This is a genomic window from Vibrio mangrovi (genome assembly GCF_024346955.1).
Taxonomy (GTDB): domain Bacteria; phylum Pseudomonadota; class Gammaproteobacteria; order Enterobacterales; family Vibrionaceae; genus Vibrio; species Vibrio mangrovi.
The window spans coordinates 2,852,425-2,868,016 of sequence record NZ_AP024883.1 but is presented as its reverse complement, the minus strand read 5'-3'; the positions used below and the strand labels follow the sequence as shown (position 1 = coordinate 2,868,016).

Below are 15,592 nucleotides of genomic sequence, written 5' to 3'. Positions count from 1 at the left end.
AATTATCGTGACCATAACATTTGTCCTGCTGCTTGTTGTGCTAGGTGGTTTTGTCGGGGTAATGGCCGGACTGCTGGGTATTGGTGGTGGCTTGATTATCGTGCCTGCCTTGTTGTTTTTGCTTCCTCAGATAGGAATTGCCGCCGAACATGCGATGCAAATTGCTCTGGCCACCTCTCTTTCCTGTATTATTCTGACATCCGGTTCTTCGGCTTTTAACCATTTACGGTATGGCAACATTGATATGCTGTCTGTGAAGTGGCTGATTCCCGGTATTGTCATCGGTGGGTTTGTCGGGGCTACGCTGGCTGACTGGATGCCGAGTGAGTACTTGCCCAGAGTTTTTGGGGTTATCGTCTTTTTTCTGGCCGTTCAGATGTTTCTTTCGATTCGTCAGCGTACCGCTAAACCGATGCCGGGGGCGGGTTTAATGATGATGAGTGGCGGCATGATTGGAATGATTGCCAGTCTGGCCGGTATTGGCGGCGGTGCGCTGTCGGTTCCCTATCTGAACCGGCATGGTGTGGAAATGCGCAAAGCTGTCGGTACATCTTCATTGTGTGGCTGCATGATTGCATTGTCTGGAATGATTGGTTTTATCTGGCATGGTTTTGCGGTTAAAGATCTGCCGGAATACAGTTTGGGTTATGTTTATCTGCCCGCCTTGTTGTTTGTCTCCTGCGCGTCGATGTTTACGACTAAAGTGGGGGCGAAGCTCGCTACCGAATTACCAACATCAGTATTGAAGAAAGTGTTCTCCGTCTTTCTGATGTTTGTATCAATTCATATGTTGCTGCGCTGAGCGTGGTATGTCATAAACAGTTATTGAATAAAGAGTAAAGATTTATGCCTCAGGAGTTTCTTCAGTTCCCGGATATCGATCCTGTTTTAATCTCTATCGGACCGCTTTCCATTCGCTGGTATGGTGTGATGTATCTGCTCGGATTTCTTTTTGCGACCTGGCTTGCGAACCGGAGAGCAGATAAAGAGGGAAGTGGATGGACGAGAGATCAAGTATCAGATCTCTTATTCGCCGGATTCGTTGGCGTAGTGATTGGCGGACGGGTTGGTTACGTTCTGTTTTATGGATTTGAGTATTTCCTCGCAGACCCTTTATATCTGTTTAAGGTGTGGACTGGAGGCATGTCGTTCCATGGTGGTCTGCTTGGGGTCATTACGGCGATGTTCTGGTATGCGAAACGCAACAAGCGCCAGTTTTTTGCTGTCGCTGATTTTGTTGCTCCGCTGGTACCTTTCGGTCTGGCGTTGGGGCGCTTAGGGAATTTTATGAATGGGGAACTCTGGGGAAGAGTGACTGATGTTCCCTGGGGGATGGTATTTCCGGGTGCCGGCCCGATGCCGCGTCATCCCTCACAGCTTTATGAATTCTCACTGGAAGGCGTACTTCTGTTTATTATTCTGAATCTTTTTATTCGCAAACCTCGTCCTTATGGTTCAGTAGCTGGCCTGTTCCTAATCGGGTACGGCGCGTGTCGTACTTTTGTTGAGTATTTCAGAGAGCCGGATGCACAACTGGGACTATTTGCCGGATTTATTTCTATGGGACAGATCCTCTCTTTGCCGATGATCATTGCCGGTGCTCTTCTGATGTTCTGGGCTTATCGCCGTCGTTCAGGTTTGCCTGCACGGTAAGTCCATAAGAGAAAGATCAATAAGGTTTGCTAAATGGCTTTAAATTCACTAAAAACCAGATTATCAAGACACATTGCCGGGATGGGAAGAAATCAATTTGATACCTGTCGGTATAAAACTCACGGTCTGAGTGTTGAGCTTGAAGAAAGGATTGATAATTTTTGCCTGTTTCATGAAATTGTTTATCAGGAATTGAATCAGAAGTGCTCTGCATTGAATGATTTTTCTGCAGAAATCAGGAAGAAGCTGGAAGAGACTGAAGATGAAGACGAACAGGAATATATCAAGTATCAGGCTTCTCAGTTTATTCATTCCAATGATACTGATGTACAGAGGGTAAAAAATCTGGCAGATGAGTCTGCAATCATTGGACTGTGGTCTATTGTCGAGCAATTTTCCAAGCGGGCTTATGTGCTATTGAAGTCGAATTTATCTGATATGAATGAATCGGAGATCAGCCCTCCTTACCAGTGGCCTCAGATAAAGACTGTTTACAGCGAATTCGGATTGGAGCTTGACTCATTACCTGAGTACGACACAGTTAATGAAGTCCGGGTAGTCAACAATAAGATTAAACACTTGTATCAGGTTGATGGCCAACTTGCCGAGTTTCCCCGTTTTACCGGTAAAGAGGGGTTGTCGATGATCTTCCTGAACTATCCGATAAATGAGTATGAGGAAGCAGTTTATATGTTTCTGGGGCATTTACTGGTGTGGGTCGGAGAAAAAATTCATGCCCATGACACAGCAGTATCCGCTGAAAGTTAATGTGACTTCCCCGCCTAGCAGCGGGGAATCGTGCAAATTATATGGCAACCTGAGCTTTGATTGACGGATGTGCGTCGTAACCAACGATTTCAAAATCTTCGAAACGATAGTCATAGATCGATTCGGGTTGGCGCAGGATACGGAGTTCCGGTAATTGACGAGGCTCCCGGGCCAGTTGTGTTTTAATTTGTTCCATATGATTTGAATATGCATGCAGGTCGCCAAAGCTCACAACGATCTCATGAGGTGTCAGATTACATTGTTGCGCAAGCATATGGGTCAGCAATGCCAGTGAGGCGATGTTATAAGGCAGTCCAAGAAAACTATCGGAACTACGAATATATAGCTGGGCAGATAGTTTGCCGTTTGACACATAAAATTGATAGAGCAGGTGACATGGCGGAAGGGCCATTTTCCCATTCCGGGCATTTTCCTGAGGTGACATCGACTCGTCCGGCAGATATTCGACATTCCAGCCATGGAACAGAATACGTCGGCTGTCAGGATTATGCTTTAATGCATTAACGACATAATCAATCTGATTGATGCTTTCTCCGGATTGTGTTGGCCATGCAGTCCACTGTTTGCCGTAGATCGGGCCTAAATTACCCTCTTCTGTTGCCCATTCATCCCAGATCGACACACCATTTTCTTTCAACCAGGCGGTATTTGTATCTCCACTCAAAAACCAGATGAGCTCGTTTGCGATACTCTTGAAATGAAGTTTTTTGGTTGTGATTAATGGGAAACCATCTTGAAGATTATGGCGGATTTGCCGGCCAAAAACGGAAATCGTCCCGGTTCCGGTGCGATCTCCTTTGACCTCACCGTTTTCCAGAATATCTTCCAACAATGCAATGTACTGCTTCATAACTTGCCTATTCATTAATTTTTTATAAGTTTAATGAATTTCCCTGAGACTTGTAAGAGGGAAAGCCGAGATATTTTTATCTCGAATATACCGATCATATATGCTTAAATTCTCGGTAATCTCGAGATTTTGAGTGATGAAATCCCGTTATTTTTTCATGACGTTAACCTTTCGGACGGTCTGTAGAATATGTCTCATTTAAATTACAATCACTTATATTATTTCTGGATGGTGTGTAAGCAAGGCTCAGTGACTAAAGCTGCTCAGGCTCTGTTTCTGACTCCACAGACTGTTACAGGACAGATAAAAGCATTGGAAGAGCGAATGGACGGGAAGTTAATGAAACGGACCGGACGTAGTGTCGAACCAACTGAACTGGGGCAACTGGTTTATAAATATGCTGATCGGATGTACGGTTTAAGTTATGAAATGCTGGATATTGTGAATTATAGCCAGCGGGCAAATTTACTGCTTGATGTCGGTGTCGCTGATGCGATTTCGAAACAGATCGTCAGCAAGATTTTGCTTTGTGCTGTACCTGAAGATGAGCATATTCACTTACGCTGTTTTGAATCGACTCATGAACTCCTGCTTGAGCAGTTATCTCAGCATAAGCTGGATATGATTTTGTCTGACTGTCCTGTTGATTCGGCCCGGAGCCCTGGTTTGTTCAGTAAAAAGCTGGGAGAGAGCCAGATGTGCTTTTTTTCATATACGCCACCGGGTAAGGATTCATTGTCTGAGCTCTTGTCTCAGCGGAAAATACTAATCCCTGGCAGTCGGACTGCTATGGGAAGGTGTATCATGCAATGGTTTGACAGTCAGGGAATTCAACCCAATGTTATGGGGGAGTTCGATGATGTGGCCTTGATGAAAGCTTTCGCCAGATCTCACCGGGAAGCTATTTTTTTAGCGCCTTCTCTCTATACAGAGGAAGTTGAATGTGATCCGCCAATGTGTCTTATTGATAAAATTGATGATTTGAGCGAGGAATATTACGTGATTTTTGCCGAGAGGATGATCCAGCACCCGGCAGTAAAGAGCATATGTAATGAAGATTTTGGCTATTTATTTGTGTGATAGGTTCTTTTTTATTAGTGATTGTTTTAATATCTAGCACGTACTTACCATCTAGTACATATTTGTAATGATTGCCGATGGGAAAAATATAACAATGAACCACGGTAAACTCACTGAAAGTAAGTCAGTACTCTTGGGCTGCAAGGTTGTAGTCGTTGTTAGTATGAAATGAACCAGTCCATAAAGGGAGCCTTTTCGTGAATCTTCAGGAAATGGAACAAAATTCAGCCAGAGCTGTAGTATTACTTAAAGCGATGGCCAATGAGAGACGTCTTCAGATCTTGTGCTTATTATTAGCTCAGGAACTTTCGGTTGGTGAGCTATGCGCCAAACTTGAACTGAGTCAGTCTGCATTATCTCAACATCTGGCGTGGTTACGTCGGGATCAAATGGTTGCTACACGGAAAGAAGCTCAGACTGTTTACTATTCGCTAAGCAGTCCTGAAGTCAAGGCAATGATTGAGCTGTTGTATCGTCTGTACTGTTCATGAATTTAACAGACGGTGGAAGATCAGAGGTAATAAAAAAACCGACATGAGTGTCGGTTTTTTTTATTTTTGTATGAAGCAATAAGCTAATTACAGAGCTTTGATTGCTGCAACAAAACGAGCTTTATGACGAGCTGCTTTATTCTTGTGGATCAGGCCTTTAGTTGCCATACGGTCAAGAATTGGTGTTGCTTCAGCTAGTGCAGCAGTTGCAGCTTCTTTGTCGCCTGCATTGATTGCAGCGACAGTTTTCTTCATATAAGTGCGCATCATTGAGCGGCGGCTCGCGTTGTGCTGACGATTTTTTTCCGCCTGAATAGCGCGCTTCTTAGCAGATTTACTATTTGCCAAGGGTCTACTCCCAAAAACTTTAGTTCAGTGACATTTTAAGGGCCGGAACTATCCCTTATTTACCTTCAAATGTCAATTAATTTGTGCAAAAACTCAACGAGCCAAAAGCTTTTTGGCACAATCGTGTCTTCACGGTTAAGATGGCGGGGATTCTAACAGTATTTTTTTTTGAATGCTAATACTTAATCTGTATTCAGAGAGTGCTATTTTTTGCTTTCTGAACGTGTCTTGCTCTTTGTTGCGGGCCATTTGCTTAGGATGGCTAAGCGGCATGCCCCGCGTCGCGATCAATACCCGTTCGGATTGAACAAAATTTAACCACGAAAGGTCAACAGCCCCTAAGGCTATTTAATCTTTCGTGGTTGATGTATCGCTGACAAAACTCTGATTTGAAAAGCTGCGCGTTCTACGTTAAAAAGCAGCAACACAGGGAATAAGCCAATTCAATTCATACTTTGGATCCTGTACATGAACTGCCGGGAACTGCCCGGATGCTGTTTGACGTATAAATAGAGGTCACGGTGAGTAAACGTCTTCTCAAGTCTGGCATGATTGTCAGTGCTATGACGCTGCTGTCGCGCGTTTTAGGATTATTCCGGGATATTGTTGTTGCAAATCTGATGGGCGCAGGTGCCAGTGCGGATGTTTTTTTCTTTGCCAATAAGATTCCCAATTTTCTGCGCCGTTTGTTTGCCGAGGGAGCTTTCTCTCAGGCTTTTGTTCCGGTACTGACGGAATATCATGCTCAGGGAGATATGGAAAAAACACGTCTGCTCATTGCCAGAGCATCCGGTACTCTGGGTGTTTTAGTTTCTATTGTGACACTACTTGGTATTCTCGGCTCTGGCGTTGTGACTGCTGTTTTCGGCGCCGGTTGGTTTCTCGACTGGCTGAATAACGGCCCAGCAGCACCGAAGTTTGAGCTGGCCAGCCTTTTACTCAAAATTACTTTCCCTTATCTATGGTTCATTACCTTTGTTGCTTTATCCGGAGCGATATTGAATACGCTGGGGAAATTTGCAGTGTCTTCTTTTACTCCGGTATTTCTCAATGTGATGATTATCGGTTCGGCACTGTTGATTTCTCCCCGTCTGGAGCAGCCCGAAATTGGTCTGGCGATTGGTGTTTTTCTGGGAGGATTGGTCCAGTTCCTGTTTCAGTTACCATTTCTGATCAAAGCAGGTGTGTTTGTCCGGCCCCAATGGGGATGGAATGATCCCGGAGTTCGGAAGATCAGAACACTGATGATTCCCGCTTTATTTGGTGTTTCAGTCAGTCAGATTAATCTGTTGTTTGATACGTTTATTGCCAGTTTTTTGCAAACAGGTTCGATTAGCTGGCTCTATTACTCTGACCGTTTGTTAGAGTTTCCACTGGGGTTATTCGGAATTGCGATTGCAACAGTCATCCTGCCTGCACTCTCCAGGAAGCATGTGGATGCAGAATCCATCGGGTTCTCTGATACCATGGATTGGGGCGTACGCATGGTTTGTCTGTTAGGTATTCCGGCAACACTGGGGTTAATGGTATTAGCTCAGCCAATGATTATGGTTTTGTTTATGCGAGGTGAATTCACGCTGGCTGACGTGCATCAGGCTTCTTTGTCGTTGACTGCCTATGCTTCCGGGTTGCTCTGTTTCATGCTGATTAAAGTGTTGGCTCCGGGATACTATTCCCGGCAGGATACCAAAACACCGGTAAAATATGGCATTGTTGCAATGGTAGCAAATATGTTTTTTAACGCAGTTTTTGCCTGGTTTTTCGGCTATATCGGTCTGGCGATGGCAACGGCACTGTCGGCATTAATCAATATGGCTTTGTTGTACCGGGGATTACATCTGGCCGGGGTTTACCGGATTCACCGGACAACACTGATATTTATCGGTCGTATTTTTGTGGCCGGAATTGTGATGAGTTTCAGTCTGGCATTTTTGTCTGAGCATATTTTGGTCTGGGTGGAGTGGGGAATCATGAAACGTAGTCTGATGCTGGCCGGCTTGATTATTGCCGGAGGCTGTGTCTATGTATTGACCAGTCTGCTTATTGGTGTCCGGTTGAAACATATAAGAGCGACACGTTAGGCAGGGCATAGGTTGTGATGCCTTGTGGTCTTCTGAAAATCTTCTTGTTGAGCTGTCAAAGCAGAAGTCGAAATATATTTGTTGGCCTGATTGACTTTCTTATCCCGGCCTGAGGTTATATAATCCGTCGGTTTCACCACCTGAAGAATTGAAAATAGGTTCTAAACGTCTTACATGGAATTAATCCGGGGTATTCATAACATACGTACACAGCATCACGGCTGTGTTTTGACTATCGGGAATTTTGATGGTGTCCATCTGGGACACCAGAAAGTGCTGAGGTTGGTCGCGGAACAAGCCCGGATTCTGGGCGTTCCGTCTATGGTAATGACGTTTGAGCCGCAGCCGATGGAATTGTTTACCCGACATCACGCTCCTGCCCGACTGACGCGTCTGCGGGATAAGTTTGTTCAGTTGAGTAAACTAGAGATTGATCGTCTGCTTTGTGTCAATTTTAATGACCAATTTGCTCAAATCGAGGCAGAAGCCTTTATTCATGACTTGTTGGTCAGGCGCTTGGGTGTTAAGTTTCTTGTCATTGGCGATGACTTTTGTTTTGGCAAGGAACGTCGTGGTGATTTTGCGATGTTGCAGCGGGCTGGTGAAAAGTTTGGTTTCGATGTCGTGAATACACAAAGCTTTTGTGTTGATCGCCTGCGAGTCAGCAGTACGGCAATTCGTGAAGCTCTGGCGAACGATGATCTGTCCGCTGCCCGGGAGATGCTTGGCCGTCACTATAGTATTAGTGGCCGTGTTTCTCACGGAAGAAAGCTGGGACGGACTATTGGTTTTCCGACAGCTAATATCCCTCTGAAACGTTGTGTCTCTCCGGTTTCCGGAGTGTATGTCGTACAGGTTTCAGGGCTTGCAGCAACACCGATTGGTGGTGTTGCAAATATTGGACACCGACCGACAGTGAATGGTGTCCGGCAACAGTTGGAAGTCCATTTATTTGGGTTCCACGGCGATATTTACGGTAAGCAACTGGAAGTCGCACTTTTACATAAGCTTCGTGGTGAACATAAATTTGATTCCTTTGAAGCTTTGAAACAACAAATAGAATTGGATGCTGAAGCTGCAAGGGTGTGGTTGCTTCAGTGTGAGGGTTAGCCGGAAAGTCTGGCTGACATAATGTCTAACTTCGCCCAGTATAACGGAATGAAGAATCGATGAGTGAATATAAAGATACCCTGAATTTACCTGAAACAGGGTTTCCAATGCGTGGCAATCTGGCGCAACGCGAGCCGGATATGCTGAAACGTTGGTATCAAGAGGATCTTTACGGTGAGATCCGTAAAGCTAAAAAAGGCAAAAAATCTTTCGTATTACATGATGGCCCTCCTTACGCCAACGGTGATATTCATATTGGTCACGCTCTGAATAAGATTCTTAAAGACATTATTATCAAATCCAAAACTCTTTCAGGTTTTGACGCACCGTATATTCCTGGGTGGGATTGTCACGGTCTGCCCATTGAACTGATGGTTGAGAAGAAAGTCGGAAAACCCGGTCAGAAAGTTACAGCAGCTGAATTTCGTGAGAAATGTCGTGAGTATGCTGCCGGACAGGTTGAAGGTCAGAAAGAGAGCTTTAAACGTCTGGGAATTCTTGGTGAGTGGGATAAACCTTACCTCACGATGGATTTCGCTACAGAAGCCAATATTATTCGGGCTCTGGGTAAAATTGCAGATAATGGTCATCTGTTAAAAGGCTTTAAACCTGTTCACTGGTGTACTGACTGTGGAAGCGCACTTGCTGAAGCAGAGGTTGAGTATAAAGACAAAGTTTCTCCCTCGATTGATGTACGTTTTAGAGCCGCGGATGTATCTGCATTATTGTCTAAATTTACTTTAAACAAAGGCCATGAAGGTCATGGTGATATCTCCATTGTCATCTGGACAACCACACCATGGACTTTACCGGCAAACCGGGCTGTCTGTTTACGGGAAGATCTGGAGTATGCCTTAATTCAGATTGAAGCAGATGATACGACCGGACGTCAGGCTGAACGGATCATTATCGCATCTGAACTGGCAAAAGATGTGATGGATCGTGCTGGGATTGAACACTTCCATAATCTGGGATTTGCTACCGGTGCTGATTTGGAATTAGTCCGCTTCAACCATCCTTTCTATGATTTCACTGTTCCTGCGATCTTAGGTGATCATGTGACGACGGACTCTGGTACTGGTGTTGTGCATACGGCTCCCGGTCACGGTCAGGAAGACTTTGTCGTTGGTCAGAAATACGAGTTGGAAGTTGCAAACCCTGTCGGTTCAAACGGTGTTTACCTGCCGGATACTGAACTATTTGCCGGTCAGCATGTATTTAAAGCAAACGATGCAGTGATCGAGGTGTTGAAAGAGAAAAATGCTCTCTTACATCACCATGCATATGAGCATAGCTATCCGCATTGCTGGCGTCATAAGACACCGATTATTTTCCGGGCAACACCGCAATGGTTTGTTTCGATGGATCAGGCAGGTCTCCGGACAAAAGCTCTGGAAGCAATTAAAGGCGTGAAGTGGATGCCGGACTGGGGACAAAGCCGGATTGAAAGCATGGTGGAAGGCCGTCCGGAATGGTGTATCTCTCGTCAGCGGACCTGGGGTGTGCCGATTGCCTTGTTTGTGCATAAAGAAACCGCAGAGTTGCATCCTAAATCTTCTGAACTGATTGAAAAAGTAGCTCAATTGGTTGAGCAGAAAGGCATTCAGGCGTGGTGGGATCTCGATGCCGCTGAGTTGCTGGGTGATGAAGCTGCACAATATGAAAAGGTATTAGATACTCTTGATGTCTGGTTTGACTCAGGTGTAACTCATTATTCAGTCGTAGATAATCGTGAAGAGTTCCATGGCGCTGAAGCGGATATGTATCTGGAAGGTTCCGATCAGCATCGGGGCTGGTTCCAGTCTTCTCTGATTTCATCGATTGCAATGAAAGGTAAAGCACCTTACCGGGAAGTTCTGACTCATGGATTCACAGTCGACGGTCAGGGCCGTAAGATGTCTAAATCGATCGGGAATACGATTGCACCAAAAGATGTGATCAATAAACTGGGAGCAGATATTTTACGTTTGTGGGTTGCTTCCACTGATTATACAGGTGAAGTCGCTGTTTCTGATGAAATTCTGAAGCGTTCAGCTGATGCATACCGCCGGATTCGTAATACAGCACGTTTCTTCCTGGCAAACTTAAGTGGTTTTAATCCTGTTACCGATATTATTCCAATGGAAGAAATGGTTGCTCTGGATCGCTGGGCTGTTGCCCGAGCTTTAGCTGCTCAGGAAGAGATCATTAAAGCTTATGATGGATATAATACGCATGCTGTGGTTCAACGTCTGATGCACTTCTGTTCGATTGAAATGGGATCTTTTTATCTGGATGTGATTAAAGATCGCCAGTACACGGCAAAACGTGGTGGACATGCACAGAGAAGCTGTCAAACAGCACTTTTCTATATTGTTGAAGCGTTGGTCCGCTGGATGGCACCAATCATGTCATTTACCGCTGATGAGATCTGGCGTGAAATGCCAGCGTCACAAGCGAATGGTGAAGCGCGTGGTAAGTTTGTATTTGCCGGTGAGTGGTATGACGGACTGTTCGGTCTGAAAGACGGCGAGTCTTTAGATAATGCGTTCTGGGAGAAAATTCAGGAAGTCCGTGGCGTAGTTAATAAGCTGCTGGAAACTGCCCGTAACGAGAAAACCATCGGTGGTTCGCTGCAAGCCGAAGTGACGCTATATGCGGATGGGGATTTAGCCGAGAAGCTGAAGTTACTTGAAGATGAACTCCGTTTCGTTCTGCTGACATCGAAGGCGGCTGTGAAATCTGTGACTGAAAAGGCAGCACAAGCTCAGGAAACAGAGATTGATGGTTTGTTTGTCATGGTTACCGCAACTGAAGCTGAAAAGTGTGAGCGCTGCTGGCACCATACTGATGATGTGGGTACGATTGCCGGCCATGAGCATATCTGTGGCCGCTGTGTCTCTAACGTAGAAGGTGCTGGCGAAGTGCGTAAGTTTGCATAAGCGCTGACTAACGGGATAAATATGACAGAACTGACACTCAAACGTTCGGGAATCCGCTGGCTATGGCTGGCGGTTCTGGTGTTTGTACTGGATATCGCCATCAAGTTAGTTGTGATGAATTCTATGGATTATGGATGGCAACATCGTGTTGAAGTGTTGCCATTTTTTAACCTGTTGTATGTGCATAACTACGGCGCTGCTTTTAGTTTTCTGAGTGAGCAAACCGGATGGCAGCGCTGGTTATTTACCGGTATTGCGCTGGGGGTTGTTTTGCTCCTGATGTACTGGATGCGTCGGCAGCCGGTGACTGATCGATGGAGTAACTGCGCCTATGCGATGATCATCGGAGGGGCCGTAGGGAACGTCTTTGATCGGGTTGTACACGGATTTGTTGTTGATTATCTCGATTTTTATTGGGGTGTTCACCACTGGCCGGCTTTTAATCTGGCTGATAGTGCGATCTGTGTCGGTGCGGCGATGCTGATTCTCGATGGTTTTCGTAGTAAAGAAGCCAAATAATTATCCTGATTCATTTTATGGATCACCTTAAGCGCTGTCTGTTGATTCGGATAGCGCTTTTTGCAATCAAGGCAGGGAGAAGTAAAGCTCGTGATAAATACAGCAAAAGAAAAATCAATACAACAGGATGCTGCCGTAACTTTTCATTTCACCATCAAACTGAAAGATGGTTCAGTCGCTGACAGTACACATCAGATGGGGAAACCGGCAAAACTGGTGATTGGTGATGGCAGCCTGAGTGATAACTTTGAGCAATGTCTGCTGGGATTGCAGGCTGGTGATCAACGAACGATAGAACTGAAAGCTGAAGATGCGTTTGGTCTGCCGAATCCAGATAATATTCATTACATGGACCGGACAAAATTTGCTGGAGAAGTGCAGCTTGAAGTCGGTGTTATCATGGCATTCAGCGGGCCTGATGGTGCTGAAATTCCTGGAATTATCACTGCGATTGAAGGGGAATCAGTTACTGTCGATTTTAATCATCCGCTGGCTGGACAGGATGTTATTTTTGATGTTGAGATTCTGGCGGTAGAATAGGGTGAAATGACGGTATCGTCGTGAAGTGAGTGAGATTCCATGGGCAATAACATGAAAATATTACTAGCAAACCCTCGCGGTTTCTGCGCTGGTGTTGACCGGGCCATCAGTATTGTTGAACGAGCTCTGGAGATGTATCAACCACCGATTTATGTTCGTCATGAAGTGGTCCACAATCGGTTTGTTGTTGAAGATCTGAAACAGCGTGGCGCCATCTTTGTCGAAGAGTTAAGTGAAGTTCCGGACAATCATATTGTGATATTTTCTGCGCACGGTGTTTCTCAGGCAGTAAGAAGTGAAGCCAAAGCCAGAGAACTGACGGTTTTTGATGCGACTTGTCCTTTGGTGACCAAAGTTCATATGGAAGTAGCCCGGGCCAGCAGAAAGAACATGGAAGTCATTTTGATCGGCCATGCCGGACATCCGGAAGTTGAAGGAACGATGGGGCAGTATGCCAGTCAGGCCGGAGGAATGTATCTGGTTGAAAGAACAGAAGATGTCGCTCAGTTAAAACATATAGTAAAGCACCCGGACAATCTTCATTATGTCAGTCAGACGACACTTTCTGTTGATGAGACAGCTGACGTGATCGATGAATTGCGAGCTGTTTTTCCTGAGATTCAGGGACCTCGTAAAGATGACATCTGTTATGCCACTCAAAACCGTCAGGATGCAGTTCGTATTCTCGCCGGACAGGTTGATGTGATGATCGTGGTTGGTTCGAAAAACTCTTCGAATTCAACACGACTGAAAGAATTGGCTGAGAAGTTAGGGACAGTGGCGTTTCTGACCGACCGACCAGAAGACATTAATCCAAAGTGGCTGACCGATGCCGGTACAGTTGGAGTGACTGCTGGTGCTTCCGCTCCGGAAGCATTGGTCAACCAGATCCTTGAACGTATTCGTGAGCTGGGTGCAGTATCGGTTGAAGAGGTTTTGGGACGGGAAGAGAATATGTTCTTTGAAGTGCCGAAAGAATTGCAGATTAAACAGATTGATTAAGATGTTTTTTGTCTGATGAATAAAGGGCTCCTTCAGGAGCCCTTCTTCGTATTTCTGCCGGAAGTCAGACTGTTTTAGTCAGTTTGTCCGGTGTTTCTTCCACATCTGAAAGATCGATGCCTTTATTTCCTTTTGCAGCTTTAATGACGTAAGCCAGCATAGTCATTGCTGCAACGAAACCGAGTATTGTAGAAAGCTGCATAGGTAGACCGAATCCAAGTGTACTGCTGTTAAGAATGAAGCTGACACAGACAGTGGTCATGAATAGCGCAGGTATAGTTGTAATCCAGTGGAACTTGTGATGACGCAGCAGATAAGCAGAAGCTGTCCAAAGCATCACAACGGCAGTGGTTTGGTTGGCAAAGCCGAAGTAGCGCCAGATGATGCCGAAATCAACCTGAGTCAGAATGGCTCCGATGACGAAAAGTGGTAATGCCATCATCAGGCGGCTGCGTAAGGTTTTTTGCTCGACATTGAAGTATTCTGCCAGAATCAGACGACTGGAGCGGAAAGCTGTATCACCGGAAGTGATGGGGAGAATAACAACACCGAGGAAAGCCAGTACGCCTCCGAAGACTCCCAACAGACCAAATGATGCACTGTAGACAACATTTCCTGGTCCACCCTGACTGATAGCTTCGGATAGACCGTCCAGTGAGCCGAAGTATGACAGAGCAATCGTACACCAAATCAGAGCAATTGCGCCTTCACCAATCATTGCCCCATAGAACACGAAGCGACCACTTTTCTCATTCTCCATACAACGGGCCATCAAAGGCGACTGTGTTGCATGGAAGCCAGATATTGCACCACAGGCAATTGTAATGAATAGCGCCGGCCACATTGGCATATCTTTCGGATTCAGATTACTGAACATATCGCTCATGGTGAAGCCACCCATGATGGTATGTTCATCAGAGACTATTATTGCGGTCATCAGGCCAACAGACATGAAGACGAGTAACGCACCAAACAGAGGATAGAAGCGACCGATGATTTTATCGACCGGAACAATGGTTGCCAGAATGTAGTAAGCAAAGATGATGACGACCATGAAACCTGTTCCGATATGCAGCGAAGATTGTTCGTTCACCAGATTGGTAATCATACCGGCAGGTGCAGAGACAAAAACAACTCCGACAAGCAGTAGCAGAATAATCGCAAAGACATTCATGAAATGCTTGGCACCACTTCCCAGATATTTTCCGCTGATGTTCGGTACAGATGCGCCTCCGTTTCTGACGGATAACATCCCTGAAAAGTAATCATGGACAGCACCGGCAAAGATACTGCCTATTACAATCCACAATAAAGCCGCCGGGCCATAAAGTGCCCCCATAATCGGGCCGAAGATTGGCCCGACACCGGCAATGTTCAGTAACTGGACGAGGTAAACTTTCGGCGTTGATAATGGTACATAGTCGACGCCATCGGTCTGACTGTAGGCCGGTGTCTGACGTTTCTCATTAATACCAAATATTTTTTCGACAAAAGTACCGTAGATAAAGTAACCACCAACTAAGGCGATCAGAGAGACGAAGAACCACAACATATTATTTTCCTTTTGTTTCAGGCCAGAGATGTTTTTGTATCAGGTCAGAGATGCCCTTTTATATAGACTAGTCTGACCAGATGGGTTATGCATGTGAAAGTCTGGTGAGCGGTCATATGAAGAATTAAGTGGTCTTTAACTGGTCACAAGTGGTATCGCTATCGACTGATATGTCAATTGGTGGCTGATGTACTCTCGATTCCTTAAAGGAAGAGATTCTTTCCTTTTGTTTTTGGTGTTTTGCCGGGAAAACGTATATTGTTGAAGTTACAGGAATATAAAACAAGGTATGAGCGTTGTGATGAGATATCGTACTTGGCTGGGTGTGATGGGAGTTTCGTTGTTTCTGCTGGGATGTGCATCGTTGGATGAATCACTGGCGACTCAGGGGGATTGGTATCAGATTGGGTATCGTGATGGTATTGCCGGCCATCAGCAGCGGACCTATAAAGCGCTCTCTGAGCTGGGAGCTGTTCAACTGGCTAATTATGATGAAGGATACTCAGAAGGTGTGAAAAAATACTGTAACCCGGACTTTGCCTATCAAATCGGCTTATCCGGTCAGTATTACGATGGGGTTTGTGACGGAACACCAGACGGTAATCAGTTCCGAATGGAATGGCGGCGGGGCTGGGAACAATATACAAATGATTGAT

General features: G+C 45.4%; 15 protein-coding genes. 12 read left to right on the top strand and 3 right to left on the bottom strand.

The window, feature by feature from the left end:
• The first annotated feature begins 7 nt into the window (after nucleotides 1–7).
• Genes OCU74_RS12645 through OCU74_RS12635 form a run of 3 tightly spaced genes read left to right on the top strand, consistent with a single transcriptional unit; the run spans nucleotide 8 to nucleotide 2,421 of the window.
• Nucleotides 8–802 (top strand): sulfite exporter TauE/SafE family protein, encoded by a 795-nt coding sequence (locus tag OCU74_RS12645; protein ID WP_087481395.1) that lies wholly within the window; start codon nucleotides 8–10, stop codon nucleotides 800–802.
• A gap of 44 nt (nucleotides 803–846) precedes the next feature.
• Entirely contained in the window at nucleotides 847–1,653 is an 807-nt protein-coding gene (gene lgt, locus OCU74_RS12640; RefSeq protein WP_087481396.1) for a prolipoprotein diacylglyceryl transferase, read from the top strand.
• Between the two features lie 33 nt (nucleotides 1,654–1,686).
• Nucleotides 1,687–2,421 (top strand): hypothetical protein, encoded by a 735-nt coding sequence (locus OCU74_RS12635; RefSeq protein WP_087481397.1) that lies wholly within the window; start codon nucleotides 1,687–1,689, stop codon nucleotides 2,419–2,421.
• A 37-nt stretch (nucleotides 2,422–2,458) separates the two neighbouring features.
• Here the strand turns inward: OCU74_RS12635 and OCU74_RS12630 are convergent, their stop codons facing one another.
• Nucleotides 2,459–3,292 (bottom strand): thymidylate synthase, encoded by an 834-nt coding sequence (locus OCU74_RS12630; RefSeq protein WP_087481398.1) that lies wholly within the window; start codon nucleotides 3,290–3,292, stop codon nucleotides 2,459–2,461.
• Between the two features lie 189 nt (nucleotides 3,293–3,481).
• Between OCU74_RS12630 and nhaR the strand changes: the two genes are divergently transcribed.
• Complete coding sequence (gene nhaR / locus OCU74_RS12625) at nucleotides 3,482–4,372, top strand: transcriptional activator NhaR (RefSeq protein ID WP_087481399.1); 891 nt, start codon at nucleotides 3,482–3,484, stop codon at nucleotides 4,370–4,372.
• Nucleotides 4,373–4,569: 197 nt separating this feature from the next.
• Nucleotides 4,570–4,863, top strand: a complete 294-nt coding sequence (locus tag OCU74_RS12620; protein ID WP_087481400.1) for an ArsR/SmtB family transcription factor — start codon at nucleotides 4,570–4,572, stop codon at nucleotides 4,861–4,863.
• An 87-nt stretch (nucleotides 4,864–4,950) separates the two neighbouring features.
• Here the strand turns inward: OCU74_RS12620 and rpsT are convergent, their stop codons facing one another.
• Entirely contained in the window at nucleotides 4,951–5,211 is a 261-nt protein-coding gene (gene rpsT, locus OCU74_RS12615; protein WP_087481401.1) for a 30S ribosomal protein S20, read from the bottom strand.
• A gap of 521 nt (nucleotides 5,212–5,732) precedes the next feature.
• On the opposite strand from rpsT, the gene murJ reads away from it, so the two are divergent.
• The 6 genes from murJ to ispH all read left to right on the top strand — a co-directional run bounded on the left by murJ (nucleotide 5,733) and on the right by ispH (nucleotide 13,384).
• Nucleotides 5,733–7,292, top strand: coding sequence for a murein biosynthesis integral membrane protein MurJ (gene murJ, locus OCU74_RS12610; protein WP_261856146.1), 1,560 nt, complete (start codon nucleotides 5,733–5,735; stop codon nucleotides 7,290–7,292).
• A gap of 174 nt (nucleotides 7,293–7,466) precedes the next feature.
• Nucleotides 7,467–8,402: a bifunctional riboflavin kinase/FAD synthetase gene (gene ribF, locus OCU74_RS12605; RefSeq protein ID WP_087481403.1), complete on the top strand. Its 936-nt coding sequence runs from the start codon at nucleotides 7,467–7,469 to the stop codon at nucleotides 8,400–8,402.
• A 59-nt stretch (nucleotides 8,403–8,461) separates the two neighbouring features.
• A complete protein-coding gene (ileS, locus tag OCU74_RS12600; protein WP_087481404.1) occupies nucleotides 8,462–11,323 on the top strand; it encodes an isoleucine--tRNA ligase in 2,862 nt (953 codons plus the stop codon).
• Nucleotides 11,324–11,344: 21 nt separating this feature from the next.
• Entirely contained in the window at nucleotides 11,345–11,842 is a 498-nt protein-coding gene (gene lspA / locus OCU74_RS12595; protein WP_087481405.1) for a signal peptidase II, read from the top strand.
• Between the two features lie 93 nt (nucleotides 11,843–11,935).
• A complete protein-coding gene (gene fkpB / locus OCU74_RS12590; protein WP_087481441.1) occupies nucleotides 11,936–12,382 on the top strand; it encodes an FKBP-type peptidyl-prolyl cis-trans isomerase in 447 nt (148 codons plus the stop codon).
• A gap of 39 nt (nucleotides 12,383–12,421) precedes the next feature.
• Complete coding sequence (gene ispH, locus OCU74_RS12585) at nucleotides 12,422–13,384, top strand: 4-hydroxy-3-methylbut-2-enyl diphosphate reductase (RefSeq protein WP_200807740.1); 963 nt, start codon at nucleotides 12,422–12,424, stop codon at nucleotides 13,382–13,384.
• A 64-nt stretch (nucleotides 13,385–13,448) separates the two neighbouring features.
• Here ispH and OCU74_RS12580 read toward each other — a convergent pair whose 3' ends face one another.
• On the bottom strand, nucleotides 13,449–14,936 hold the full coding sequence (locus tag OCU74_RS12580) for a carbon starvation CstA family protein (RefSeq protein WP_087481406.1): 1,488 nt from the start codon (nucleotides 14,934–14,936) through the stop codon (nucleotides 13,449–13,451).
• Nucleotides 14,937–15,237: 301 nt separating this feature from the next.
• Between OCU74_RS12580 and OCU74_RS12575 the strand changes: the two genes are divergently transcribed.
• A complete protein-coding gene (locus OCU74_RS12575; RefSeq protein ID WP_087481443.1) occupies nucleotides 15,238–15,591 on the top strand; it encodes a DUF2799 domain-containing protein in 354 nt (117 codons plus the stop codon).
• Nucleotide 15,592: the final 1 nt, after the last annotated feature.